This is a genomic window from Actinomyces graevenitzii C83, assembly GCF_000239695.1.
GTDB classification, from domain to species: Bacteria; Actinomycetota; Actinomycetes; order Actinomycetales; family Actinomycetaceae; genus Actinomyces; species Actinomyces graevenitzii.
In genome coordinates this window covers 1,455,033-1,480,460 of the sequence record NZ_JH470338.1, presented here as the reverse complement: position 1 = coordinate 1,480,460, position 25,428 = coordinate 1,455,033, and the positions used below count along the sequence as shown (strand labels likewise).

23 protein-coding genes and 1 tRNA gene are annotated in these 25,428 nt (G+C 59.4%); 18 read left to right on the top strand and 6 right to left on the bottom strand.

Annotation, left to right across the window (positions count from 1 at the left end):
- Positions 1–52: 52 nt before the first annotated feature.
- Entirely contained in the window at positions 53–211 is a 159-nt protein-coding gene (locus HMPREF0045_RS10165) for a DUF4177 domain-containing protein (RefSeq protein WP_005986602.1), read from the bottom strand.
- A 64-nt stretch (positions 212–275) separates the two neighbouring features.
- Positions 276–656 (bottom strand): WhiB family transcriptional regulator, encoded by a 381-nt coding sequence (locus tag HMPREF0045_RS06305; protein ID WP_005986600.1) that lies wholly within the window; start codon positions 654–656, stop codon positions 276–278.
- A 239-nt stretch (positions 657–895) separates the two neighbouring features.
- Between HMPREF0045_RS06305 and HMPREF0045_RS06300 the strand changes: the two genes are divergently transcribed.
- The 5 genes from HMPREF0045_RS06300 to HMPREF0045_RS06280 all read left to right on the top strand — a co-directional run bounded on the left by HMPREF0045_RS06300 (position 896) and on the right by HMPREF0045_RS06280 (position 6,542).
- The gene (locus HMPREF0045_RS06300) at positions 896–3,259 is read left to right on the top strand and encodes a transglycosylase domain-containing protein (RefSeq protein WP_005986598.1); all 2,364 of its coding nucleotides are present in this window, start codon (positions 896–898) and stop codon (positions 3,257–3,259) included.
- Positions 3,256–4,227, top strand: coding sequence for a metallophosphoesterase (locus tag HMPREF0045_RS06295; RefSeq protein WP_005986596.1), 972 nt, complete (start codon positions 3,256–3,258; stop codon positions 4,225–4,227). The genes HMPREF0045_RS06300 and HMPREF0045_RS06295 overlap by 4 nt, the downstream gene beginning before the upstream one ends.
- Positions 4,228–4,314: 87 nt before the next feature.
- Positions 4,315–4,388 (top strand) — tRNA-Pro (locus HMPREF0045_RS06290).
- A 98-nt stretch (positions 4,389–4,486) separates the two neighbouring features.
- The gene (locus HMPREF0045_RS06285) at positions 4,487–5,257 is read left to right on the top strand and encodes a glutamine amidotransferase-related protein (protein ID WP_155813114.1); all 771 of its coding nucleotides are present in this window, start codon (positions 4,487–4,489) and stop codon (positions 5,255–5,257) included.
- 82 nt (positions 5,258–5,339) lie between these two features.
- Entirely contained in the window at positions 5,340–6,542 is a 1,203-nt protein-coding gene (locus tag HMPREF0045_RS06280) for a glutamate--cysteine ligase (RefSeq protein WP_005986592.1), read from the top strand.
- Positions 6,543–6,770: 228 nt separating this feature from the next.
- Here HMPREF0045_RS06280 and HMPREF0045_RS09710 read toward each other — a convergent pair whose 3' ends face one another.
- Together HMPREF0045_RS09710 and HMPREF0045_RS06270 are read right to left on the bottom strand one after the other, a co-directional pair.
- A complete protein-coding gene (locus HMPREF0045_RS09710; protein WP_005986590.1) occupies positions 6,771–9,206 on the bottom strand; it encodes a RodZ family helix-turn-helix domain-containing protein in 2,436 nt (811 codons plus the stop codon).
- A 151-nt stretch (positions 9,207–9,357) separates the two neighbouring features.
- On the bottom strand, positions 9,358–10,314 hold the full coding sequence (locus tag HMPREF0045_RS06270; RefSeq protein ID WP_155813113.1) for a hypothetical protein: 957 nt from the start codon (positions 10,312–10,314) through the stop codon (positions 9,358–9,360).
- A gap of 30 nt (positions 10,315–10,344) precedes the next feature.
- On the opposite strand from HMPREF0045_RS06270, the gene HMPREF0045_RS06265 reads away from it, so the two are divergent.
- Positions 10,345–11,343 (top strand): Fic family protein, encoded by a 999-nt coding sequence (locus HMPREF0045_RS06265; RefSeq protein WP_005986586.1) that lies wholly within the window; start codon positions 10,345–10,347, stop codon positions 11,341–11,343.
- 149 nt (positions 11,344–11,492) lie between these two features.
- On the opposite strand, the gene HMPREF0045_RS06260 is transcribed toward HMPREF0045_RS06265, so the two are convergent.
- Positions 11,493–12,806, bottom strand: a complete 1,314-nt coding sequence (locus HMPREF0045_RS06260; protein WP_005986585.1) for an alpha/beta fold hydrolase — start codon at positions 12,804–12,806, stop codon at positions 11,493–11,495.
- 283 nt (positions 12,807–13,089) lie between these two features.
- On the opposite strand from HMPREF0045_RS06260, the gene HMPREF0045_RS06255 reads away from it, so the two are divergent.
- The 8 genes from HMPREF0045_RS06255 (at position 13,090) to HMPREF0045_RS06220 (ending at position 19,250) form a co-directional block, all read left to right on the top strand.
- Positions 13,090–14,286 carry a CpaE-like family protein gene (locus HMPREF0045_RS06255; RefSeq protein ID WP_005986584.1) on the top strand — a complete coding sequence of 399 codons (1,197 nt, stop codon included), beginning with the start codon at positions 13,090–13,092 and terminating at the stop codon, positions 14,284–14,286.
- Positions 14,283–15,452, top strand: coding sequence for a TadA family conjugal transfer-associated ATPase (locus HMPREF0045_RS06250; RefSeq protein ID WP_005986583.1), 1,170 nt, complete (start codon positions 14,283–14,285; stop codon positions 15,450–15,452). The genes HMPREF0045_RS06255 and HMPREF0045_RS06250 overlap by 4 nt, the downstream gene beginning before the upstream one ends.
- Before the next feature lie 2 nt (positions 15,453–15,454).
- Positions 15,455–16,765 (top strand): type II secretion system F family protein, encoded by a 1,311-nt coding sequence (locus tag HMPREF0045_RS11020; RefSeq protein ID WP_005986582.1) that lies wholly within the window; start codon positions 15,455–15,457, stop codon positions 16,763–16,765.
- Between the two features lie 578 nt (positions 16,766–17,343).
- A complete protein-coding gene (locus HMPREF0045_RS11015; RefSeq protein WP_005986581.1) occupies positions 17,344–17,661 on the top strand; it encodes a DUF4244 domain-containing protein in 318 nt (105 codons plus the stop codon).
- A 161-nt stretch (positions 17,662–17,822) separates the two neighbouring features.
- A complete protein-coding gene (locus HMPREF0045_RS06230; protein ID WP_005986580.1) occupies positions 17,823–18,119 on the top strand; it encodes a hypothetical protein in 297 nt (98 codons plus the stop codon).
- The gene (locus tag HMPREF0045_RS06225) at positions 18,116–18,508 is read left to right on the top strand and encodes an Rv3654c family TadE-like protein (RefSeq protein WP_005986579.1); all 393 of its coding nucleotides are present in this window, start codon (positions 18,116–18,118) and stop codon (positions 18,506–18,508) included. Before HMPREF0045_RS06230 ends, HMPREF0045_RS06225 begins: the two co-directional genes overlap by 4 nt.
- Positions 18,509–18,746: 238 nt before the next feature.
- Positions 18,747–18,986: a GlsB/YeaQ/YmgE family stress response membrane protein gene (locus HMPREF0045_RS10160; protein ID WP_005986578.1), complete on the top strand. Its 240-nt coding sequence runs from the start codon at positions 18,747–18,749 to the stop codon at positions 18,984–18,986.
- 60 nt (positions 18,987–19,046) lie between these two features.
- Positions 19,047–19,250, top strand: coding sequence for a CsbD family protein (locus HMPREF0045_RS06220; RefSeq protein ID WP_005986577.1), 204 nt, complete (start codon positions 19,047–19,049; stop codon positions 19,248–19,250).
- A gap of 122 nt (positions 19,251–19,372) precedes the next feature.
- Here HMPREF0045_RS06220 and HMPREF0045_RS06215 read toward each other — a convergent pair whose 3' ends face one another.
- Positions 19,373–21,178, bottom strand: a complete 1,806-nt coding sequence (locus HMPREF0045_RS06215) for an FUSC family protein (protein WP_231196684.1) — start codon at positions 21,176–21,178, stop codon at positions 19,373–19,375.
- Positions 21,179–21,355: 177 nt separating this feature from the next.
- Here HMPREF0045_RS06215 and dnaK point away from each other — a divergent pair, with 177 nt between their 5' ends.
- The 4 genes from dnaK (at position 21,356) to HMPREF0045_RS06195 (ending at position 25,418) form a co-directional block, all read left to right on the top strand.
- Positions 21,356–23,242, top strand: a complete 1,887-nt coding sequence (dnaK, locus tag HMPREF0045_RS06210) for a molecular chaperone DnaK (protein WP_005986575.1) — start codon at positions 21,356–21,358, stop codon at positions 23,240–23,242.
- Positions 23,239–23,871 carry a nucleotide exchange factor GrpE gene (locus HMPREF0045_RS06205; protein WP_005986574.1) on the top strand — a complete coding sequence of 211 codons (633 nt, stop codon included), beginning with the start codon at positions 23,239–23,241 and terminating at the stop codon, positions 23,869–23,871. Before dnaK ends, HMPREF0045_RS06205 begins: the two co-directional genes overlap by 4 nt.
- A 141-nt stretch (positions 23,872–24,012) precedes the next feature.
- Positions 24,013–25,023 carry a DnaJ C-terminal domain-containing protein gene (locus tag HMPREF0045_RS06200; protein WP_005986573.1) on the top strand — a complete coding sequence of 337 codons (1,011 nt, stop codon included), beginning with the start codon at positions 24,013–24,015 and terminating at the stop codon, positions 25,021–25,023.
- Positions 25,014–25,418: a heat shock protein transcriptional repressor HspR gene (locus HMPREF0045_RS06195; RefSeq protein WP_155813111.1), complete on the top strand. Its 405-nt coding sequence runs from the start codon at positions 25,014–25,016 to the stop codon at positions 25,416–25,418. The genes HMPREF0045_RS06200 and HMPREF0045_RS06195 overlap by 10 nt, the downstream gene beginning before the upstream one ends.
- The last annotated feature ends 10 nt before the right edge of the window (positions 25,419–25,428 follow it).

Genomic DNA, 25,428 nt, shown 5'->3' with positions numbered 1-25,428 from the left:
AATTACGACCGGGCACTGATTTATCTGTACTAGTTTTCTGCGCTAGCGATAACTAGTTGGTGGGACGCTTGAGGTAGGCGATTAGGTTTTCGGTGCCTGCCGGGCCGGGAACGATTTGAACTAGTTCCCAACCGTCGGCGCCCCACTGGTCCAAGATTTGCTTAGTTGCGTGCGTGATTAGCGGCACGGTTGCGTATTCCCAAGTAGTCATGGCTACACCCTACCTGTTAGTGGGATGAAAGAGTGGGTGTGGGGGGCTTTGAAGTGGTCTGATCTTAGGCTGCGGCGCGAGTGGGGGTGGTGTGCGAGACGCTCTCGCTCAGGTTGGGCTTGCGGCGCAGTAGGGAGGTGCGGGCGGGCTTACGTAACTGGCGGATTTCCTCCGCCAGGGCATCGTCGCTGGAGAGCCAGGCAGTCCAGTCAGTGATGTGAGGCATGTTGCGGGCCAGGGCGCGGCGTTCGCGTTCAGTTAAACCGCCCCAAACTCCAAAATCGGTGTCGGCGTTAAGAGCTTCAGCCAGGCACTGCAAACGCACCGGGCAGGAGTAGCACAACTCGCGTGCTTGCCTTTGCTCGGCGCCCTTTCCAAACAGCAGGGTGGTGTCTATGCCGGCACACGCTGCCAATTGGGTCCAGGAATGAATTTCGTTATTCATTTTGGAACTACTTTCATTTGTCCAGGCGAGCACTTCTTTGTTACTCAGCTCACCCCAGACTCTACGCCTGTTTGTCCGCGGATTCAAATTCTCGCTGCACGTTATTTCAAAATTTCCCAAAACGGCACAAAAATGGGTCTAGAGAAGGTATTAGTCCTAACAAAAATTTTGGCCTACGTGCAGAAGTGTTACCAAGCCGCTCTGTCTCATTGCTTGCCCCATGACGTAGGCTAGGGACTATGTCGAAGTCTGCTAGCTCGAGAGTCTCCCTATCCTCTCCCCGGGAGCTACTTGCCGCACTGCTCTCATTTTTTATGTTGGCCGTTGGTGGCGGTGTGTTCGCCGCCGGTTTTGCGCTGCCCTTTGTAGGGGCGGCTTCAGTTCTCACAGATGCCTCAGTGCAGCTGTTTGATGAGCTACCTAGCGACTTCAACGTGCTTCAGCCCTCCCAGATCTCCTATCTGAAGGGTTCTGATGGGCAGACCATCGCCCAGTTCTATGCGGAAAACCGTATTGTGGTGCCGCTAGCCAAGATTTCCAAGAATGCCCGAAACGCTATCGTGGCCGTTGAGGACAAGCGTTTTTACAAGCACAAGGGTGTGGACCTGTCGGGTATGTTGCGTGCAGTAGTCACCAACGCCGCTGGTGGCTCCACCCAGGGTGCCTCTACCTTGACTCAGCAGTACGTCAAGAACGTGCTTATTGAGGCAGGTTTGCAGGCTAGCGACCCGGAGGCTGTGGAGGCTGCTCGCGCCGCCACCCCGGCTCGTAAGCTGCGTGAAGCCAAGTATGCGCTAACGCTGGAAAAGCGTTACACCAAAGCGCAGATCCTAGAGGGTTACCTCAATATTGCCGCCTTCGGTCCTTCCACCTACGGTATTGAGGCTGCCAGCCGTCACTACTTCTCTCACAGCGCCGACAGCCTAACCATTGGTGAGTCTGCACTGCTGGCCGGTATGACTAACTGGCCTACCCGTTACGACCCCATCACCAACCCTGAGGCGGCTAAGACCCGCCGTGACTGGGTGCTCCAGAAGATGCTTGAGGAAAAGTTCATCACTCAGGAGCAGTACAAGGAAGCCACCAGTCAGAGCATCGACTCCATGCTGAAGGTAACCAACGCCGTCGGTGGTTGTGGCTCAGGCTCTGACGGCGTAACCAAGAGTGCTGCCTACTTCTGTGAATACGTGGTGCGTGAGATCCTCACCAACGACGCCTACGGTAAGGATGAGGCTACTCGCCGTCAGCTGCTGCTGCGTGGTGGTCTGCAGATCACCACCACCTTGGATATGGCCAAGCAGCAGGCCGCTTACGACACCATGGCTAACTGGCTGCCCACTGGGGATGAGTCCAACGTTAAGGGTGCACTAGTGTCTATCGAGCCGGGCACCGGCAAGATCATCACCATGGTGCAAAATACCAACTATGGTGAGCCCAGCAATGATGACCCCACCGCCACTAAGCTGTCCTACGCGGCCGACTCTAAGCATGGTGGCTCTAACACTGGTGGTTTCCAGCCTGGTTCATCCTTCAAGCCGATTGTTTTGGCCCAGTGGTACCAACGGGGTATGTCTGGCTACACGGTGCTAGGCGGTGCCCCCCACACCTTCACTACCGGTGACTTCCACGCCAGCTGTGACCCGGGTTTCGCCATTGAAAACTGGAACGTGTCTAACGCTAATGCTTCAGAAAACGTTAACCACACGGTTATTAACGCTACTGCCCTGTCGGTAAACGTTAGCTACGTATACATGCTTAGCCGTATGGACCTGTGTGCGGTCACTAGCCTGGCTAAGGATCTGGGTATAACCACGGTTGATGGTGGGGAAATCGACCACAACCCCTCCATGGTGCTGGGCACCATGAACGTAGCTCCGATCACCATGGCCAATGTTTACGCCACCTTCGCGGCTCACGGCACCTACTGCCCGCCCACCGCCATCACCAAGGTAACCAAGGATGACGGCACTGAGATCAAGGTCCCCTCAACTGCCTGCCGTCAGGTTATGGACCCCACTCACGCAGATCAGGTGGCATTGACCCTGACTTATGTAATGAAGGGGAACGGTACTGGCGCAGCGGCTGCCCTTAACCGGCCTAGCGCAGGTAAGACCGGTACTACCGAAAAGATGGATAACGCCTGGTTCGTGGGCTTTGTGCCGCAGCTGTCCACCGCCGTGTGGGTAGGCCACTCTGAGGGTAACTTCCACATGGACGGCCAGGTTATTGGTGGTCGCTACTACTCCACCATGTACGGTTCTGACCTGCCCACCCCGCTGTGGCGCGACTACATGAACTCGGCTCTTTCGGGCACTGAAGTTCAGCAGTTCAACCAGGTCAGCCTGGGTGGCAACAGCGCCGTCGGCAACACCGGGGCCACCCCCCATGGCAACAACAACAATAACAACAACAACAATAACAACAACGGCAATAACAATGGCAGTACTAACAACAACGGTACCGGCAATAACGGCAACTACAACAACGGCACCAACGGTAACTACAACAACTCCCAGGGTGGCAACACCACCAACAACGGTTTGAGTGCTGACAACTCCACCGGTACCCCCCAGGACCGTCGCAACAGCGGGAACGGCCAGTGAGTGCGCTTAAACAGCTAGCCTGCGCCGTCGGCACTGTCGGCGGCGTGGGGGTGGCAACCCTAGGGTGGAGCCTAATCGAGGCTCGCTGGCCGGTGCTGCGTCGCATTGAGGTGCCCGTACTGGCCCCCGGCTCGGCGCCCATCAAGCTGCTGCATATTGCTGACCTGCACCTAACAGGAGCTACCAAAGCCCGGGTGGCGTGGGTGCGGGCACTAGCAGATATTGAGCCAGATCTGGTTATTAACACTGGTGACAATCTATCTACCCTAGGTGGCGTAAGCGCCCTAGGTGAGGCCCTGGAGCCGCTACTGGCCTTCCCCGGCGCCTTTGTGCTCGGTGATCACGACCGTCACGGCACGGTTTTCCGTTCACCCACTCGCTACCTGCGCCGCGATCCGCGTAGCAATGATGATCCGGTTGCTGACTTGCCTGTACTGCCCTGGGAGGAAGTACGTGACATGCAGCTAGCTGGCGGTTGGAAAGACCTGGATAACTGTCGCGATATGGTGGAAGCGGCCGGTCAGCTCATCGAGCTAGTGGGTGTGGCTGATGCTCATGCCGACGACGACGCCTTCCCGGAGCCTGTAGCTGCGGGGGAGGGCGCTGCAGGGGAAGCTAGCGACGCCGTCGTGAAAATTGGCGTAACCCATGCCCCTTACCAGCGCGTACTAGACCAGATGGTGACCGATGGCGCCCAGCTAATTTTGGCTGGACACACCCATGGAGGGCAGCTGTGCCTACCCGGCTATGGGGCCCTAGTGTCCAACTGTGATCTACCCCCAGCCCAGGCCAGCGGCCTAAGTACCTGGCCTGCCAGCTTCAAAGCCATCCACAAGGGCACTGCCCCAGCTAGCGAGGAGGGCCAGGCCTACCTGCACGTCTCGGCAGGTTTGGGGACCAGCCCCTTCACGCCGGTACGCACCGCCTGCCGCCCTGAAGCCACCCTGCTGACCCTCACGGCCCGCTAAATAGCTGTTTGTAACGCGCTACACATCCCAAGTTTGGGTTGCAATTGGCTTTAAGGTTGCTAAACACGCTATGATAGGCAGGCACCACGGGGTGTGGCGCAGCTTGGTAGCGCGCTTCGTTCGGGACGAAGAGGCCGCAGGTTCAAATCCTGTCACCCCGACTCATAAACTGCGTCTCAGGAGTAAAGCTCCTGGGACGTTTTGTTTTTAACCATTGTCATAGTGTGCGTTGCTGATGGTTACTGGTAGCGTGCAATGTATGCACACCGAATCGGCACCCGCAACCTCGCGTTTACCATTCCTTGTGGCTGTTTGCCGTCCCACCGGAGACATTGCCACTGATGAGTTAAACACGCTGCGAATGTACGGGCGCCTAGGTGATGAGGATCTAGAGATCATGGATCTACTAGATACCGATGCATGTGAGCCGGAAACCCTAAACCTGCAACGCGACTACAGCGGGGTAATCATTACGGGTTCTCCCTTCGGCTTCCACGGCGAGGACAAATCCCCCGAGCATCAGCGCGTAGAGCGGCGTGTACGTGCGCTAGCTAAGCGTCTGATCGACCAAGACTTCCCCACCCTGGGTATTTGCTTTGGCTTGCAGGCGCTGAGTCTAGCTAGCGGCGGCAAACTGGTAGACGGCTTCGGGGAGGACCTACAGGCCCCCCGTATCAGCCTTACCGACGACGGTCACCGCGACCCGCTTACCGCCCACGCAGGCCCAGTTTTCTACTCCTATACCGGCCACTCACAGGCCGTAGGGATACTGCCCAAGGGGGCCTCCATCCTCGCCACCGGGGACTTTTGCCACGTGCAAATGCTGCGCTGGGGTAAAAACGTTTACGGCACCCAGTTCCACCCCGAAATCACCCGTAAAGGTATGCATATCCGCATCAACACCTACGGAGACACCTACTACCCTGCAGACCAGAAGGCCGCCGTCATAGCGCGTTGCGACAGTGCTGATGTACTCAGCGCTAACCAGCTCATTACCCGCTTCGTTGAGCGCTACCAGCGCACCGCCTAAGCACACACTGCGCCTAAGCTGGCCCAAAACAAACGGCGCCATATAAGCCCTAAAGCAGGGACGGCGTCGTAGAGGAGAAAAAATGGCCATCGACTTTGCCAAGTCGGACCGTAGCAGCATTGGCGTGGAGTGGGAGCTTCAGCTAATTGACTGCGACGACGAAAACCTACGCCAATGCGGTGACTGGGTAATTGACCAGCTCCACCGCGCCCACCCCGACACCCCGCTGGTGCATGGGGAGATGCTACGTAACACGGTGGAGCTAGTTTCACGCAAACAGTTCTCCGTGGCCGCCTGCGCCGCCGACCTACAAGAAGGCATAGAGCTGCTACGCCCGGTGCTAGAGCCGCTACGCATCGACCTGGCCAGCGCCGGCTCACACCCCTTTGCTGACCCAATTTTCCAGCGCGTGTCAGACTCAGGTCGCTACGCCGAGCTAGTTAACCGTACCCAGTTCTGGGGCCGGCAAATGCTGCTATTTGGCACCCACGTGCATGTGGGTATTGAGGACCGTGACAAGGTCATGCCGATCTTGAACTACCTGGCCACCAAACTGCCGCATATGCAGATCCTCAGCGCTTCTTCCCCGTTCTGGGCGGGCGTGGACACTGCCTACTGTGACAACCGCGCCATGGTGTTCCAGCAGCTGCCCACGGCGGGCGTACCGCGCCTATTTGAGCGTTGGCAGGACCTGGAGCACTACACCGACGACATGCTCAAAACCGGCGTGATTGACCACTTCGACGAGATCCGCTGGGATATTCGCCCCTCGCCGCGCCTGGGCACCATTGAGGTGCGCGTGGCCGACGCCGCCACTAACTTAACCGAGGTGCGCGCCATTGCTGCCCTGGTACATGCCCTGGTAGAAACCGCTTCACGACGCCTAGATAAGGGTGAAACCCTAGAAACCATTTCGCCCTGGTTCCTGGACGAAAACAAGTGGCGTGCTGCTCGCTACGGCATGGAAGCGATTTTGATCGAAAACATCCACGGCGATGAGGCGCTCATTACCGACACCCTGCCGCTACTGCTTAAAGAGCTAGAGCCTGCCGCTGCAGACCTGGGCTGCCTAGATGACCTTGCCATCTTGGACGACATCAGTCGCAACGGGGTGGGCTACCAGCGTCAGCGTTTAGTGGCCGCTAAATTCGGCACTCTGGATGCGGTAGTGGCCCATATGCGCGCCGAAATGGCTGCCGGTAAACCCATCAGCCCAAACAACTTCGAGTACGACAACGAGGCTATTTTTGGTGCTACACAGCACCACCACACCATCACCCGCTAGCGTGCTAGCGCTTGCTACGCGGTGGCGCTAATGCCCTGCTGCGCGGGCGGTGCCCTGGCCGGACTCTAACCGGCCCGCTGGCCGTTAACCAGGTGGTCCTCAGACGGCGCTAACGCGCTAGCGCCCACAAAACGTAACTGGCCCCCGGACTTTAAGTCCGGGGGCCAACGCTGCCCGCTAACAGGTTATTTTTTGGGGTTAGCTAACCAGGCTGCTCTTAGCTAAAGGCTACTTTTTGGTGTTGGCACGATCCATCACTAGGCGCTCGCGGCGTCCAGCGCGACGGGTAGAGTGCGAAACCACGCCCAGCATGATCAGGAACAGGCCAATGATCACCAGGCGGCCGCTGACGCCGTCGAGAAGAATAGCCTCAGACAAGATCCGGCCAAAGCGCGACTGCAAAGCCATATTGGCCAGGAAATCACCCAGGTACTGCTTGGTAATCGAAGGCACCACCACAAAGGGCAAGCCAATCAGTAAGGTAGTAATACCGGTGACGAAGGTGCCCAGGGAAGAGCGGGTCGCCGTCGCCATAACCACGATCAGCAGCACTATCGCCATGCCTAGCTCAATGATGCCGGCGGTGGAGAAGACCTTAGGCCAGCCATCAGCCAAAGCGCCGGTGAGGGCGTTAGCGGCGGTGTGCATCAAGAACCAGGCGATCGGGAACAGCACTAGCGCCAGTAGAGTGCCACCCCAGTGGGCGGCAGCGCGTGAGGCGGGCTTACCGACCACGGTGGAGCCAGCTAGCAGTACGTCGTCGTCAACCTCATTGTCTGCATCGGACTGGTTAGCCGAATCGCTGAAAGCAGCAGTGCGGGTGGAGGCGAAGATCGCGCTAGAGGGGCTGGGGGCCACCGGGGCCAGATCCGCAGAGTCTGCCGTGGCCAGGTGGTCTAGGCGCTCAACCCCTACCGGGGAGGTGCTGGTAACTACTGGCTTAACAACCTCCTCCAGCTCCATGTCGGCGGCGTCCATAATGGTGGTTTCAGTGTGGTCACTGGCCACCAACTCATCGTCAGCAAAGTCAGCCTTAGTCGCTTCAGGCTGCTCAGGGGCCGGGGGAGCCGGCGGCTCGGGTGCATCTGCAGCTGGGGTGGTCTTGCTGAGCTCGTTGCTGGCTGTGTCCGTGGCACCGGCAGCCGGGGTGACCGGGACAGCTGGCGCCAGGGTGACTGGCACGGCTGGGGCTGGAGTAGCCGCAGACGGTAGGGTAATGCCCACGCTAGAGGCGGCAGAGGCGGCAGAAACCGCAGAATCAATAGAGAAAGTGGACTCTGCCGACAAAGCCGAGCTCACCGTGTGCGGCGGGGTAGGAATGCTGATAGCAGAGGGAGCATCAAAGTCGGTAGGCAGCGGGATAGCGGTGGCCTCAACTTCATGCGCGTCATTTAGCTCCTGGACGCTGTCTACAGCCTCCTGGTCTGCCTGGGCGGCGCTTTCCGGGGCGACGTCGCCGCTAGCTGAGGCCGGGGAGGTCGCAGCGGAGCTGTGCTCTAGGCTAGAGGGGGCACTAGCGGCGCTCACGCTAGAGCTGGTTTCCGCAGCCGAAGTGGTTTCCGCAGCAGAGACAGTTTCAGCGGCAGAAGCGCTCTCAGCAGCCGAGGTTGCGCTAGCAGAGGCGGCGCTAGCTGATACGGCACTAGCGGCAGAGAAGGAATCTGGGATCAGATCCTCACGCACTACCGGCACCTGGATGGTTTCATCGTCGCTATCCTCATCAACAGGCACAGGCTGAGGCACGGCAGTAAACAGGCTACGACGACGCACCGCGCCAGAGCCAGGGTTAGCGGCGCCGGCGTCAGCAACAGCTGGCTTAGCGGCGTCGGCCAGTTCCGGGGCATTAGCTGAGGCAGCACTAACGGGAGACTGGGCAGTAACTGAAGCGGCAGCAGCACTGGCCGCAGTCAGCGCACTAGCGCCAGTAGCCGCAGTGGCGCCGGTAGCAGCCGTGGTGGCATTAGCGCGGCGGGCAGCAGAGTCAAAAGTGCCAGAAGTGTGGGCATTTTCAGCGTTAGTGTAGTGACGGCCAGTAGCCTGCGGGGTGTTAGCCAGCATGGCTGGCACACCATTGTTAGCCAAAGAGCTCGCGGGCACGTGCACCGAAGGGGTGGTGCCCAAAACCGGGCCGTTAACCGGTGCGCTAGGCGCTGACTTGGGGGCCTGGCTGGGTGGCATAGCCGGGGCAGAAGCAGCGTTAGGGGCGCCAGACTGGGCAGAAGCAGCGTTAGGGGCGGCGTCGGGAGTAGCACCAGAGCGGGCACTGAGCGGGGCTGAACCAGCTGAATCTGGGGTGGGTGCAGAAACCGCAGCTCCAGCGGCCTCAGGCGCAGCCGCAGAGGCAGCTGAAGGCACAGCGGCGCTAGAGGCGCTGACCGCAGAGTGGGCGCTACCGGCAGAGCGGGCACTCAAAGCAGAGGAGGCGCTGCCAACCGAGTAGGCGCTAGGAGCGCTCAAAGCCGAGGCGGCGTTGGCCTCAGCGGCAGAACTGGCGGTGTAACCAGCTACTGCAGCGGCGGCACTGGCAGCGCTAGCGGCTGAAAGTGAAGAAACTGGAGGTTCGTCGTCGAAAAGATGCGCATTATTTTTACGCATCATGGGGCGCAGCTGGGCCTCGCCTTCGTCGTCGTCCCAGATGCTTGCGTTGGGCCGATTAGTACTCACAGCGTCTCCTTGGGCAAAAGCTATAGCGCAAGCAAAGGTATCCCTTATTTTTTGCGTTAACTACCAGGCACGCCGTAAAACCGCGCAAATTGCCTGAATATGTGTCTAAAATAATGTTTTTCCTAAAAATATTTAGGTCTGGATTAATGGATTAAGCAGCTGCTTTATTGGTTTCCATAGCTAACTGCGTAGCCATTTGGGTACGCCCGGCCTGGCGGGCCCAGTGTGAGCCACGTGCCAGTGGTGACATCACTGCCGCCAAGAAAATCCACACCACCGGATCAATGACGATATAGCTGGCCGGGTCAGTGAACAGCGGGTGCTTGATACCCAGCAAAATTCCCACCCATAGCGCCAGGTAGAAAGCGAAAATTGTGCCCGCAGTGGCGGCTGTACCGGCGGTGGAGTTGCCGCTTAAGGCCCCCACACTTAGTAGCAGCAGCGCTCCGGCTACTAGTGCAAACAGCACCTTGCCGTGGCTGAAAGTGTGGGCGTTGGCAGCGAAAACATCCGCGCCAGCAACCACCCCGGAACTAAAACCAGTAGCTACCAGCGCAAAAACCGTCAGTAAAGGGGTGATTACCAAAGAAAGCACGTGGTCAGATTTACGCGAAGGCGGCGGCAGCGGCACCTGGCCGGGCTGCTGGTCCAGCTTGGCCATTTGCTGGGCGTAAACCGCCTCACGTCGCCCAGCACGGCGAGCACGGCGCATACCCATGGCCCCACCAAATAGCAGCATGGCACAAACAAATGAGATCAGTCCCAGGGTGAAGTACTTTTGCAGCCACAGCAGCACCAGGGAGCCGCCTAGCAAAAACACCCCGGCTACCACCGCCCCCAGCGAGGAGTTGCGGGCATAGTAGCGCTCAACCCAGCGGCAAACCGCGAAAGCCGCCACCGCCAACGGCAAGGCCAGCAGGTACTGCTCAGCTTGGTAGCTGAAGACAAAGTTAGGGCCCTGGTATTTGACTACGAAGGCGGCCAGGGCCATCACCCACGCCCCTTGCGCCAAGCCAAAAATGCTCGCGATTATGTGACTCCTGCGCCGCCCGTGGGGGGCTGAGTCGGCAACTTGCTGCGTAGTGGGGTGGGTGGCCTCGGTACTCACACTTAGAGCCTAGCGCGTAGGCTTTGATTTGTGAGCACTAATGCCCTTATTGACGCCTGTTTGGCACTGGCCCGTGAAGAACGTGTAGCGGCTGCAAGTGAGGCTTTATATGAGGCTTCAGCGCAGCTGCGGTGGCAGGAGGCACTGCGTAAACGTTGGCGTGAGGCCCGCGCGGAGGCTAGTGTGCGCGCGGCGGTTAGTGGCGCGGCCATTGAGGGGGCGGTGGTTAGCGCCCAGGCTTTGCGTGAACAAATTGCCGCCGGGCCTAAGGGGGCAGGGGTACATGCTTCCAGTAAGGACCCGGCTTGGGATGCGGCCACCGGATTGTGGCGGGCGCACAGCCGCCTGGTTGGTTATATGCCTGATTTGGTGGGGCGTACTTGTCCGGTGGTGCCGGCGACGGCGCAGCTTATGGCAACTTTGCACCGTGACGTTGCGGGGCCGCTGGCAGTTGGGGGCTTAATCAGTGAGGCGGTGGTGGGCTGCCCACGCGAAAGCGGGCAGGCGCTTGAAAACCAGTCGCTTGAAGGCGGCGGGATGCTTGAGGGCGGAAAGGCGGCACTTGAAGGTGGCGGGCTGCGTGAAAACGGAAATCCGCTGCTTGAGGGTGGGCAGCTGCTTGAAGGTGGGCCGGGGCCAAACCTGGGCGGCCAAGAGCTACGTGAGCGCCTAGCGCAGATTGTGGCTTTAATTGACACCCCAAACCTGCCGGCACTGGTGCGCGTGGCGTTGGTGCACGCCGAAATGCTTACGGTGCGCCCCTTCGCTTTAGCTAATGGGGCGCTAGGAAGACTGCTGGTGCGGCATTTGAGTGTGCGCGACGGGTTAGACCCCACCGGGGTCAGTGTCAGCGACTATTACGCAGGACGCGTGCCCGCAGCTTACGCTGAAGCTGCCCAGGCCTATGCCAGTGCCAGTTTGGAGGGCGTGGTGGCCTGGATTATTTGGCAGGCTGAGGCGCTGCTAGAGGGGATGCGTCAAGGCAGTGAGCTCTCACGCGCCGTCCAGGCCGGCACCACGCAGCGCTAAACAACGCCGAGGCTAACTGACTTAAAACTTTCTGGCGGACACGCAAAAGCCCGCCAGCGGCGTCGTCGTAACTGAACGAGCGCCAACTGGCGGGCCAAAGGGGTCGGCTTAGTGAGCCAGGCCTGGGACTAACGCGCCGGGCCCGGAGATTAGCGGGCCGAGCAAGAGTTGGGGCTGAGCCCATCCAAAACCAGCATGGTGAACACCAGCGACTGCTTGAGGTGCTCGCTGGCGCCGGCAGTGTGCGACTTGGCGTCATTGGGGGTGAAAGTCACCCGTGCACCGCGAGCGCACCAGTCGCTAGCCAGGGTGGATCCCACCTGGTAGTCGATGACGTCGTCGCCGCGCCCGTGGGTGAGCAGTACAGGCATGGTGGGCTTTAGGTTACCGATGCGCTGCTCGGCCAGCATGGTGCGGTAGGGCTCCTGGGCTATGAGCTGGTTCACGTCGGTGCCGTCGCTGGTCAGCTGGGATAGGCGGGTGCCGCTGTAGAAGCTGCCGCCCATGACGCAGGTGTTGGTAGCGCGCTGCATTACCTGCTGGCCGTGGGGTGACAGCGGCAGGGTGACGCCGTAGCTGGTGGTTAGGCCTTTGAGGGCGTAGAGCTCAAATAGGGCGGATTTGCCGCCGTCGAGCTTGGCGGGTAGGGCGCTGAGGTTGGCCGGGACTGCACCTGCGGCTGCCCCCTTGATGTTCAGTTCGGGGGCGTAGGTGCCGGCTAGTTCGGCGGCGCTGGCTGCGGCCCCGCCACCTTGGGAGTAGCCGTTAATTACGATGGGGTTGTTTTTGCCCAGGTCCCAGCCTTTTAGCTGGGTGGCGGCGCGGGCTGAGTCCAGCACGGCGTGGCCTTGGGAGACGCGGTCCATGTAGGTGTGGGCGCCGGGGGTGCCTAGGCCTTCATAGTCGGTGACTACTACGGCGTAGCCTTTTGCCAGGAAGGATTTGAAGAACAGCTGTTCATAGTCGCCGATGGAGTTGGCGATGTTCCAGGAGGGGGCGCAGTCGTCGCTGATGCCCTGGGTTCCCGGGGCGTAGGCGATGATGGGGCGCTGGCCTTTACCGCTCCAGGCGCGTTTGGGTTCAATCACGATGCCGCTGACGGCGATGTCTTTGCCGGTGCGGTTTTTGGATGAGTAGAGGATGCGTTGGGCTTTGTAGGGCCCGATTTTGCTGATCCCTAGGGTGTTGATGCCACTGACGGCGGCTTCTTGGCGCAGTAGCTTGCCCGGGGTGCCGTCTAGGGTGACGGAGTTGTAGTAGAAGGGGCGGGCGACGTCGCCGTTAGGGTCTTTGCTGAAAACTCCAGCCTGTGCGGGGCTGGTGGGGGCTAGGGCGGCAGCGCCTAGCATCAGGGTGGTTAGTGTGGCCAGGGCTGGGCGTAGCCAGCGGGTGGCGGTTTTGGGGGTAGCGCTGGGGCTGGCGGTGCGGCGCGGGCTTAGGCGGCGCAGTTGGGTTTTAAACACGCGGTTACCTCGCATTAGGAAGTTTTAGGGGGTGTGTTGTGAAGTGTAAAAGCGCAAGCTGAAAATTTCCCGAGTTAATCCACAAGTGGGTAACTTTTTGACCCCCATGGTTCTTATCCACAGCCTGGCAGCGCCTAAGGGGTGGGTGGGGGCAGGGTGTTGAGCATGGTTGAGTTAAACGAGGTTGACTTAAGCGCGCCGGCCCCTAGCCCGCCTGGCGGCGGCGCTGGCGGTAGTGGCGCTGGGGGCGGCGCTGGGGGCGGCGTTGGCGTAGCAACTGCATGTGCTTGTCAGCCCAGCCCGCCTGGAGTTGGCCGCGCTGGGGGCCCTTTGGTGTTGGGATTTTGGCTCCCTTGAATATTTAGAGCAGCTGCACTGCCACCTGCAAATAGCTGACGTGGAGGCTTTCATCCAGGTGCCTATGCAAGCTGCAGACGGGGGTGGGGTTAATGGGGTTGATGCGCTACATATGGCCGGCCAGTTCGCCTACCTTAGCCAAAACTGTTTAGAAAGCTGCCTGGGAGTGTGTCAGCCGGGTTTAAAGGCCCATGCCCGGGGCTTGCTGGACCAGTTGGAGGGGCGCGCCGACGCCGTCGAGCTAATAGAGCTGAATCTACCCACTCAGGTGGAGCGGCTATACCGGCTGCTGCTAAGCAAACAGGCTAGTCGGCTTGGCCAAGTGGTGTTTGTGTGTGGGGCGGTGGGCGGAATTGGGGCCACCTATAGCGCTGCGCTACTGGCGTGGGCTGGGCGTGAGCTAATCCGTGGCGGTGGGGCGTCGCAGCTAGCCGGGTTTCAGGGCCAAGGGATGCAGCTGGATGGGGCAGATTTTGGGGTGCCGGCCGCGCCAGCTAGGGTGACTGCGGCCCTGGTGGATGCCAACCCCTACGGTGGCCTGGACCTATACCTGGGGAGTGGCTACTGTCAGGGCGCTAGCTGGGGGCAGCTACCTAAAAATCAGTCGCCACTATGGCCCCAAAGACTAGTGCGGGGGCTGGGTAAATATCGCGGCGTGAAGGTACTAGCCGGCAGTGGCGGCCAAGGCGGGCCTAAAAACTGGCTGCAAATGAGCCAAGCCATCTACGCCCTACGCACCACCTGCCAGTTAACAGTAGTGGATCTGCCGGCGCTGCAACTGCCACACCTGCCCTGGGATGAGCTGGAAGGTGCGCGGGTACTGCTGGTAACTGACCAAACCCACCGCGCCGCCCTAGCTGCACGCGGCTGGCTGCAAGAAGTACGCCCAGGCTTAGGCGCCCTAGCCCTACGAGAGCAGGGAGCAGACCTAACCAGCCAAGAAATAGCCCGACTGGTAGGTGCCCCGGTGGTGTGTGCCCTGCCTAATCGACGTGAGCTAACTCAGCGCCTACAGCTGGGTTTAGACCCACTGCGGCTAAAACGAGCAGAGAGAAAAGTAGGTGCGCGCCTAGCTAACTGGGCGCTCAACCCTAACTTTTGGGCGCAAAAGGGCCAAAAATGAGTGAACCAAGTTTCGCTGCAAACCCTCGCCGTGACTGGGGCGGTCGGCTACGGCGCGCCATTGCCAGCGGCCAAGGCTGGGCCCAAGCCATGGCCGCTAGCCCCGTGGCAGACACCCAAACCATGGCGGATATGGCCATTGGGGTTTATGAAGACATCGCTGGGGCTGGCCCCTTACAGCGCTACCTAGACGACGACGTCGTCACTGACGTGCTGCTTAACGGCTGCCAACTGTGGGTAGATAGAGGAAAAGGGCTACTGCGCGCCCCACTACCGCCAGGCTGGAGCGAGGCAGACACCCGCGCTTTAGCGGTGCGCCTGGCCGCCGGCTGCGCCAAACGCCTAGACCAAGCCAGCCCAGTAGTGGACGGCACCCTAGGCGACGGCAGCCGACTACACGCCGTGCTAGAGCCAGTCAGCGCCTGCGGCACCCTGATTTCCCTGCGCGCCTTTCGCTCCAAAGCCTTCACCATTGAGCAGCTACGCCAAGCGGGCATGTTTGACATACGGATGCAAAAAGTGCTGGAACTACTGGTCAAAAAACGGGCAAACTGCCTAATCAGCGGGGCTACCGGCACCGGCAAAACCACCCTGCTAGCCACCCTAGTGGCCCTAGTTGAAGTCCAACAGCGACTGCTGTGCATTGAAGAAAGCCGCGAGCTACGCATCAACCACCCACACGTGGTTTACCTGCAAGAACGCCGCCCCAACGTGGAAGGTGCCGGCGGGGTGAATATGAGCGAACTAGTACGAATCGCCTTAAGAATGCGGCCAGACAGGCTCATTTTGGGCGAATGTCGCGGCGGCGAAGTAGCCGACGTACTCACCGCCCTCAACACCGGGCATGAGGGAGGCTGGGCCACACTCCACGCCAACAGCGCAGTGGATGTGCCCGCAAGACTAGCCGCTCTGGGAGCCCTGGCCGGTTTAAGTCCCCAAGCCCTAAACCTGCAGGCAGCCAGCGCCCTAGACGCAGTAATACACCTAGAACGTCAGCAAGGCCTACGCCGGCTACGCAGCCTGGCAGTGCTATGGCGCCAAGATGGAGAACTAATCTGCCAAGACGCCCTGACCTGGAATGACGACGGCCAGCTAGTGCCAGGCGCCGCCCTAGAACTGCTGCGGCGGCGTCTTGGGCCAGCCCTAGACCAAGCCTTAGGCAGCTAACCATGACCTGGCAGCTGGTAGAAACACTAACCAAACTATGCGCCGCCACCTGCAAAGCCAGCGGCGCGCTGTCAGCACTATCCGCTCTGTTCGCACTGGCCGCGCTGGCCACACTGACCGTGCTGGCCACGCTGTTCGCACTGGCCGCGAGCGCCCTAGAAAGTGCCCTAGAAACCGCCCTGACAGTAGCGTTTAGCGCCGTCGCCGCAGTAATCCAAACCCACCCGCTTTTACTAGCCAGCTTGCTGACCCTAGTGGCCTGGTGCTGGTGGGCACCCCTAAGCCGGAGCCGCCCCATACACCTACCAGCCCTACCCAAACGCAAACCACCACTGGCACTAAATATGCTGCTAGTGCAGGTATCGGTGCGACTTACCGGCGGACAGATGCCCACCCAAGCCTGGAGCCAAGCCCTAGCCGAAGCCGGGGCACCCAGCCAACTCAACCAGGCGGGCGAAAGCCTCTACCTGCATAGCTTGATTGCGGCCAAAACCCCCTGGTGGCTGGGGCAAAGTCGGCGCCAACAGGCGGGGGTTAATGCGCTCGCGGCTAGATCGGCTTTGGCAGGGCAGCGTTTGGCGCAGCGCCTGGGCTCGCCCTTGGCACAGGTGTTAGGGCAGGTGGCCGGCATGATCACGCAGGCTACTCGCGGCGCGCAGCAGCGCTATGCGGCTTTGGCGGCGCCGGTGGCCACGGCCCGCATGTTGGCTGCTTTGCCGCTGGTGGGGGTGGCTTTAGGGGCGCTTTTAGGGGTGCGGGTGTGGCAGTTTTGGCTCGACGGCGCCCTGGGCACCATCACGGCTCTGGGTGGGCTGGGGTTTTTGTGTGTGGGGCGCCTGGTTACGTCCCGCATGGTGGAGCGTGCCCAGGAGGAAGTTAACCAGTTCGACGACGCCTTACTGCTGGATCTGTGTGGTGCGGCGCTGCATAGTGGCGCCAGTATCCCCAGATGCCTGGAGGCGTTGGGGTTTGCCTGTGAAATCAAGGATTTTGGGTTCGTGGCGCGGGCGCTGGAAATTGGGGCGAGTTGGGATGAGGCTTGGAGCCTGGCTGCGCCAAATCGGGCTGGTTATAAGGCGCTTAGTCAATGTTTAGCGCCGGCCTGGCTAGTTGGAGCCAACCCCCTGCCGATGCTTGAAGCTTGGGCGCAAACCCTACGTGATCAGCGTGAAAGCCAGGCTAGCGCGGACGCTAACCGGTTGGCGGTGCGACTGGTGTTGCCGTTGGGGCTGTGTCATTTGCCGGCCTTTATTTTGTTGGCGATTGTGCCGGCCGTGGTTTATTTGGGCCGCAGCGTGCTTGCCGGCGCTTAAGGCTGCGTTTTGCCTAAATCTTGGGGCGACGGCGCCTAGCTGGCTGCCTAACGCTCAGCTTGCTGCGACATCTCATCGGCCAAGAGTGCCGTGCTCAGCTGGCTGCCTAACTGGCTGAAACTCCCAACCGAGTGGTGTGCTGGCCAAGATTGGCGCGCTGGCTAAGACTGCCGTGCCTCCGATCGCTGGCACGCTAGCCCGCAAGCCCCCGTATCTGCATGAATCTCGCCGGTGTGGCTTCTGATCCGCATCTCGCCGGCTCTTCCAGTAGCTCTCTGGAACTAATTTCGCCCCTAATCTCTAAGCTCGCTGTCGACCAGCTTATGTCTTGTACCTGCCCAGCAACTCTTCGGCCAGGTACAAAGTTAAAAGCTGCTCTTTGCTGCTCTTTTGCGCTCTTGGCTGCGGCGACGTCGCTAATGCTTTTGAGCACAGGTGGGGAACAAATTTACTCCTACAGCCCCTATCCACAGGCTGCAAGCAGGCGCTAGCCAAGGCGCCACAAACTGTTTACGGGTTGGTCAACTAGGCCGCCCATCTAGCCAAAACTGCCCAGATTAGGGCAAAAGGAGGAAACCATGGAGCAGGCACATGAGCAGCCGCCTGCGTCTTTGGCGCCTGGCAGTGACTCACTCAAGGGCACCAAGGAGGCAAATGAGGTAAAGGAAGTAAAGGAGGCTGTGGAGGCCAAGTGCGCTAAGAGTGAAGGTAAGCCTGAAGGCGGCGCCCAGGGCGATAAGCGCCTAGATCTTGAAGCTGGTATGGCCACAGCCGAGTACGCCATTGGCACGGTGGCAGCCGCAGCGTTTGCGGGGCTGCTACTGGCGATTATTCGCTCTGGTGGGCTACGCCCAATGATCGAGTCGCTGCTCTCTAGCGCACTGAGCGTGTCCTGATGAGCCGGGGCGGACTAACTGGCCGCCCTAAGCCAAGGTGGCGGCGCAAGCCCGTAAATACTTGCGCCGCCACCACTCCCCAGGGTTTAGGTGTGCGCTGTGGGCGCAGGCGAAGCTGCGCCCTCGCCTGCACTGGCAGGGCTAGTTGCAACTGCCGGGGCATGGTTACCGCTGAGCTAGCCTTAACTTTGCCAGCAGTTATCGCCGTGCTAGCACTAGTGCTGGGTTTGGCTGCTGTAGGTGTCAGGCAGGTGCGGGCAGTGGGCGCGGCCAATGCGGCGGCTAGAGCCCAATTGGCGGGTGAGGACCCCTATGCGGCAGCAGCTAGGGCTTATAGTGCGGCCCAAATCAGTGTTAGTGGAGAATGTGCGCAGGCCAGCGTGTCACTGCCACCCATCCTAAACATGCTGGGGTGGACTATTCGGGCTAGCGCCTGCGCCCCACGGGAGCAGCCATGAGACAGCCTGGTCAAAGCAAAGCCCACAGTTGGGAGCAGGGCTCTGGCACGGTACTATCGCTGGCTTTAATCGCTTTAGCGTTGCTGCTTTCTGGGGTAATCGCCCTGGTGGCTGCGGCCTATAGTGGCGCCGCTAAAGCTCAAAGTGCAGCTGACCTGGCCGCCCTAGCTGGCGCTCAAGCGCTTAATGATCCGCTAGCTGCCGGTGGGGCGCAGCCTTGCCAGCAAGCCGGCAGGGTGGCTAGCGATAATCAAGCTAGCCTCAATCAATGCTTAATCGAGGGGCAAGACCTGATAGTGCGGGTATCTAGGCCGCTAAATCTGGGTCCTTGGCAACTAGTTGCTAACGCTGCAGCTAAGGCTGGTCCAGACCCAAATCAGCAGCCCTAGCGTTAGGTTGCGCTGCAATCGCTGCTAGCTATTCTGAGCAACTAATATTTGTAACCTGTTGATCGCGTTACCAACATGCTGTTATGCTGACAATTGCGGGTGTTGCACAACATATTTTATTTTGACTGCCAATCCTCCACGAATAGATGCTGTATCGAAATCATCTGAGACCGTGTCTGTCGCAGTGTTGGCTGAAAGTAAACACTTTCCGCATAAATAGTGCGAATGGAGCGTAATTTTGGTCTGGTCAATTATTGTTGGCGGCTTTATAGGTTTTGTCGCAGGTGTGATTACTAGAAAAGGCGGCTCGATGGGGATACTCTCCAACGTTGTCGCAGGTTTAATAGGCTCATTTGTGGGTCAAAGACTGTTTGGTACCTGGGGTCCGGCCCTGGCTGGTAAGGCTCTAATTCCCTCTATCTTGGGTGCAGTAATTGTTATCGCTATAGTCGTATTATTCTTTGGGAAAAAATCCTAGCAATTTTCTCCAAAAAATATTATCCTAAAAGCTAACTACCATCTAAAAAGGAGTACGATTATGTCGATCAAGGACAGCATCAACCACGCCAAGGCTGAAGCCAAGGAAGTTGTGGGTAAGGTTACCGGCGACAAGAAGACGGAAACTGAAGGCGCTGCGGAAAAGTTCGCTGACAAGGTTAAGGACGCCGTTGAGGACGTCAAGGACTCTGTAGAGGGCGCAATCGAAGGCGTTAAGAATGCCGTACACAAGGACGAGAAGTAATTTTCTAACTCCTTATGCCGCTATAACCATTATTTTTCGGCACAAATGCCTGCCCGGTAAAATACTGGTATAACATAGCAATCAGAAAGCAGTAAGTTGTATAGCTTACTGCTTTCTATTTTTTAGGCATCTGCCAGGTATAAGGTGCGCGCCAAGCTAACCCGTTTAGTTAGCGCGGCAGTATCAATATTGGTAGTTGAAAGCGGGGGCAGGTCACGCACAAAATCACGCAGATTTTGCGCCGCCTGGGCGGCCGCCAACTGTGCCTGTTGTGCCTGACCAAAGCTAGATTTGCGCCACACGGAAGCCAACACGTCAAAACCAAACCGGGAAATTTCCCGCGATAACTCATGCCAACCCACCAGGCTAGCGGCGTCGTCGGCCCGTGCCCCAGCCAAAACCGTACCGGACTGAGACAGCTCAAAAGCCAGGTTGCGCCGGTGCGTGGAGGCCGCCAAAGTATCTAGCTCAGCGTGAGCGGCGTCGTCGAGAACAGCTGTAATAGCCCGCAAAACCGCGCGATATTGGCGCCGCACCAACAAGATCGGGGCATGGCGTCCCACCAGCCAAATCGCCAGTAGGGCCGTGGTTGCGCCCACCAAAGTCTCTAGTAGGCGATCGGCAAACAGTAGTGAAGTGGAGTAATGGGCGGTGGGCGGAAGCATCTGCATCGAGTAGGTGGTGATGAAGAAAACCGCCACCGCATAGTTACGCTTCGCCGTCAGGTTCATCCCCAGCAGGCAGGCGAAAATAATTACCAGCTTGGTCCACGGCTCCAGCCCCAGCGTCATTATCGCCAAAGCACTAATTAAACCCAGGCTAGTACCAACTACACGGTGCAGTGCCCGCACCGACATATCCATGCGACTAGTGCCGTTTTGCAGCACAATCAGGGCGCTAAGCACCGCCCAAGAAGTATGTGCGGTAGGCGAAAAAAACATAGAGGTGGTGGCTAGCAGCACCGCAATCAGCGCCCGCACCGCCGTTAACCAGGGACGAGAGCCCTTATGGAAAGCCCGGCGCAGCAAGTAGCTTGGGCGAGGCCGACCCAGGGGAGTGCGCAAAAAGTGCGAGCCAGTGGCCTGATTTTGGGCGGGAAAAGACTCACTTTGCAGGCCCAACACCAGGCGCCGATGCAGGCGACGCAGGCGTGAATGTAGCTGACGTGAGGCGGCAGTGTGGGGGCGCTCGTTGGCTGTGCGTGCACTACGCAGGGTGTACCAAGCCTCATTCACCGCGCTATAGGCGGCTGAGCGTTGCGGCCCGCGCTCATATTGGGGCTTGTCAAAGCTGGCTTCATAGTCGGCGACGGCGGCCTCTGCAGTGGCGATAGCCTCGCGGGCAGGGGAGTTGGGGTGCCAGGCAATCAAGGCAATCGAAGTTAAGGCAGCAAATAGGAAAGCCAGGGAGTTAACCGAAACAATTGTTTCTAGTGCGCTTGAATGGGTGGAGGCCATATAGGTTCCGTAGGCCCCGGCAAACACCGTGTTTGTAGGCCCCGGAGGGCCCACCATCAGGGCGTGCCACACCCATACGGTCGAAAAAGTCATGGCCGTGATTAATGGGGGCAGAAGCCAAGGATATGGGGCTGCGTACCAACCCAAGAAGAAAAAACCTAGGGATACCAGGGCGTTAATGACCATGGAGACAGTGCGCCGTCGTAGTGGCTCTTCGCGCCCAACGTTGGCGCACTGGGCCCCGAGCAAGCCCAAAGTGGCGTGGGAAGGACCCAAAACTAGGGCGCAGCCAAGTAGGCCGCCGCATACAGTGGCGGTCCAACGTGCAGCGCGGTGCCAGCTAGGGCCAGAGTTAATGGCGGTTAGTGAAGACCAAAACCAGTGGTGTCCACGCCCTAACTTTCGGCGTGAGTCTAGCCAAGCAGCTGACAGTGAGTTTGGTGGTGAGGGGGAGTCTTTGGCTGGGCCCACGAGCTCAGGATAGGACATAAAGTTTAAAGTGTGCCAGCTCACATCAAATAGTGGGAATGATTCACCCCCTAGCAAAGTTGAGCTAGGTGGACTCAAGAAGAGAGTTGACAGTCACTGGCTCAACTTGAATACTTGAGTAAAGACATTACAGACAGAACAAACAAGGAGCACAAACTTATGGCACGCGCTGTGGGTATTGACCTAGGAACCACCAACTCTGCTATCTCCGTCCTCGAAGGCGGGGAGCCCACCATCATCCCTAACGCTGAAGGCGGCCGTACTACCCCTTCAGTAGTAGCTTTCTCCAAGGCCACCGGCCCTGACGCCAAGCCCGAGATTCTGGTTGGCAACATTGCCAAGCGTCAGGCAGTCACCAACGTTGACCGCACCATCTCCTCCGTCAAGCGCCACATGGGCACTGACTGGAAGGTGAACATTGACGGCAAGGACTACAACGCCCAGCAGATTTCGGCCTTCATCCTGGCCAAGCTAAAGGCCGACGCCGAGGCTTACCTGGGCGAGCCCGTCACCAATGCGGTTATCACCGTCCCCGCCTACTTCAACGACGCTCAGCGTCAGGCCACCAAGGACGCCGGTACCATTGCCGGCCTCAAGGTTGACCGTATCGTCAACGAGCCCACCGCAGCCGCCCTGGCTTACGGCCTCGAAAAGGGTAAGGAAGACGAGCTCATCTTGGTATTCGACCTCGGTGGCGGTACCTTCGACGTCTCCCTGCTTGAGGTTGGTAAGGATGACGACGGCTTCTCCACCATTCAGGTGCGCGCCACCGCCGGTGACAACCGACTCGGTGGTGACGACTGGGATGACCGTATCGTCAAGTGGCTGATCGACCGCGTAAAGTCCAACACCGGTGTAGACCTGTCCAAGGACAAGATCGCCATGCAGCGTCTGCGCGACGCCGCTGAACAGGCCAAGAAGGAACTGTCCAGCGCCATGAGCACCACCATCAACCAGCAGTACCTATCCATGGGCCCCGACGGCACCCCGATCCACCTGGACGAGAAGCTAACCCGCGCCCAGTTCGAGGAAATGACTGCTGACCTGCTAGAGCGCACCAAGCTGCCGTTCCACAAGGTAATCGAGGACGCCGGCGTCAAGGTCAGCGACATCGACCACGTAGTGCTGGTAGGTGGATCCACCCGTATGCCTGCCGTCAGCGACGTTGTCCGCGAGCTGACCGGTGGCAAGGAGCCCAACAAGGGCGTTAACCCCGACGAGGTTGTGGCCATCGGTGCCGCCCTGCAGGCTGGTGTTATCCAGGGTGACCGCAAGGACGTGCTACTGATCGACGTGACCCCGCTGTCCCTGGGTATCGAAACCAAGGGTGGCATCATGACCAAGCTGATCGAGCGCAACACTGCCATCCCGGCTCAGCGCAGCGAGATTTTCTCCACCGCTGAAGACAACCAGCCTTCCGTGCTGATCCAGGTCTACCAGGGTGAGCGCGAGTTCGCCCGCGACAACAAGCCGCTAGGCACCTTCGAGCTGACCGGTATCGCTCCGGCCCCGCACGGTGTGCCCCAGATCGAGGTTTCCTTCGACATCGACGCCAACGGCATCGTGCACGTGTCCGCTAAGGACAAGGGCACCGGCAAGGAGCAGTCCATGACCATCTCCGGCGGCAGTGCTCTGCCCAAGGAGGACATCGACCGCATGATCAAGGAAGCTGAAGCTCACGCCGCTGAGGACAAGAAGCGTCGCGAAGAGGCTGAGACCCGCAACACCGCTGAGCAGCAGGCCTACGCCATCGAGAAGCTACTGCGCGAGAACAAGGACAAGCTGCCCGAGGACGTCCACTCTGAGGTTTCCGCAGCTGTTGACGAGCTGAAGAAGTCCCTTGAGGGCGACGACATCAACGCCGTACGCACCGCTCAGGACAAGCTCAACGAGGTAGGCCAGAAGATCGGTCAGGCCCTGTACGCCTCTGAGCAGGCCGGCCCCGCCGGTGGCAGTGGTTTCCCCGGCGCTTCCGCTGGCTCGCAGCCCAAGGCTGACGACGACATCGTCGACGCTGAAATCGTTGATGACGAGGAAAACAAGTGAGCACTGAGCCCTCAAACGAGGACCTACAGGCCCTAGCTGACCAGGTTAACGAGGCCTTCGCTGAGGCTGACGTAACCGACGCCGTCGACGCCGCCAACCAGGCCGCCCAGGACGCGGCCGACGCGGCCCAAGACGCAGCTGACGCCGCTCAGGAGGCGGCCGACGCCGGTCAGGTCACTGCCCAGGAACTACAGGTCAAGCTAGACGAGACCACTGACCAGCTGGCCCGCGCCCGTGCTGACCTGTACAACCTGCAGCAGGAGTACAACGCCTATGTGCGTCGCTCTCGCGAACAGGCTGCCTCTCACCGCGAAGCCGGCGCCCAGCAGGTCACTGAAGCACTAATCCCGGTCTTGGATGAGATCGAACTAGCCCGCCAACACGGGGACCTGGTTGGTTCCTTTGAAGCGGTGGGCAGCAAAATTGAGAATATCTTGAAAGACAAGTTCTCACTTACCCGCTTTGGCCAGGCCGGGGACGTATTCGACCCCAACCTGCATGAAGCCCTGATGGCAGTGGAATCCACTGAAGTCACCGAACCTACGGTGAACCTGGTGATCCAGCCCGGTTACATGCTCGGTGAGCGCGTGGTCCGCCACGCTCGCGTGCAGGTCGCCAACCCGGCCTAAGCACCATGCAAATAACGACGGCGCAGGTGAGCTTTTACCTGCGCCGTCGCTATAAAAAATAAAGCCGCTAAAGAAAAAAGCGGCAACCAAAAAAGAAACTATTAATGACTTTCCCCTTATTTAGGAGGTGGGGACCACATTATGGCCAGTCAAGACTGGATGACTAAGGATTTTTACGCGGTACTAGGTGTTGCTAAAGACGCTGACGCCACCGCCATCAAGAAGGCTTACCGCAAGCTAGCCAGGCAGTACCACCCGGATCGTAACGCTGACAATCCCGAGGCTGCGAAGAAGTTCAAAGAGGTCAGCGAGGCCTATGCGGTGCTCTCTAATGAGCAAGACCGCAAGCAGTATGACGCTATCCGTTCCATGGCTGGTGGCGGTGCGCGCTTCACCTCCGGTTCAGGTGGGGCCAACGCGGGCTTTAATGACCTGTTTGGTTCCATGTTTGGCGGCGGCGCGAGCTCAGGCGGTTTCGCTGGCGGCACGGCTGGCGCAGACATCAACATTGATGACCTGATGAACATGTTCGGCGGCTACTCCTCGCCTACACGCGGTCGCGACGGACGCCCCGGGCCTTTCAACTTCAGCTTCTCACGCCCCAAGCGCGGCCAGGACGTGGTAACCGACGCCACGCTAGAATTCCGCGACGCCGTCAACGGCACCATGGTGGAAATTACCGCTGATGGGCGGGCTGTTAAGGTGCGTATCCCGGCGGGCGTTAAGGACGGGCAAAAGATCCGTCTGCGCGGTAAAGGCCGCCCCGGCACCGACGGCGGCGACGCCGGCGACATGGTGGTTAACATCAAGGTTCGCCCCCACCCGGTGTTCAAGCAGGACGGTAAAGACCTGCGCCTGAGCGTACCGATCTCCCTGAAGGAAGCTGCCCTGGGCGGCATCGTTGAGGTACCTAACTTTGACGGCACTTTCAGCAAGATTAAGGTAAAGCCGGGCACGTCGTCGGGAAGCGTGGTGCGACTGCGCGGAAAGGGTGCCCACACCCCCAAGGGCAACACTGACCTGCTAGTAACCTTGGAAGTTGCGGTACCTAAGCAGCTATCTGCCGAGGCCCGTAAGGCTCTGGAAGAATTCGACGCCGCCATGGGTGACGCCGACCCGCGCGCTAAGCTCAAAGAAGCGGTATCCAAGTGAAACGCCGTGGCCAGGGGATCGGTTCACTAGAGCCTGACGCCCACCACCGGGCCGTATATGTGGTGTCTGTGGCCGCGCAAATGGCCGGGATGCACCCACAAACGCTGCGCCAATATGACCGCCTGGGCTTAGTTAGTCCCAAGCGGTCACGCGGGCGTGGACGGCGTTACTCCTATAGCGACGTCGAAAAACTGCGCTATATCCAAACCCTCAGCCAAGCTGGAATTAACTTAGAGGGGATCCGCCGGATTTTGCTGCTCGAAGAGCAAAACGCTGCCCTGCAGGCAGAAAATCGCATTTTGCGTTGGCGTATTAACGCAGGTGCGCGTGTTTTTGCGGCGGGTAGTGATGGTGAAGTACAAGTCACTGTGCAACGCGGATCCAGACGAAACTAAGGTTTTCGAG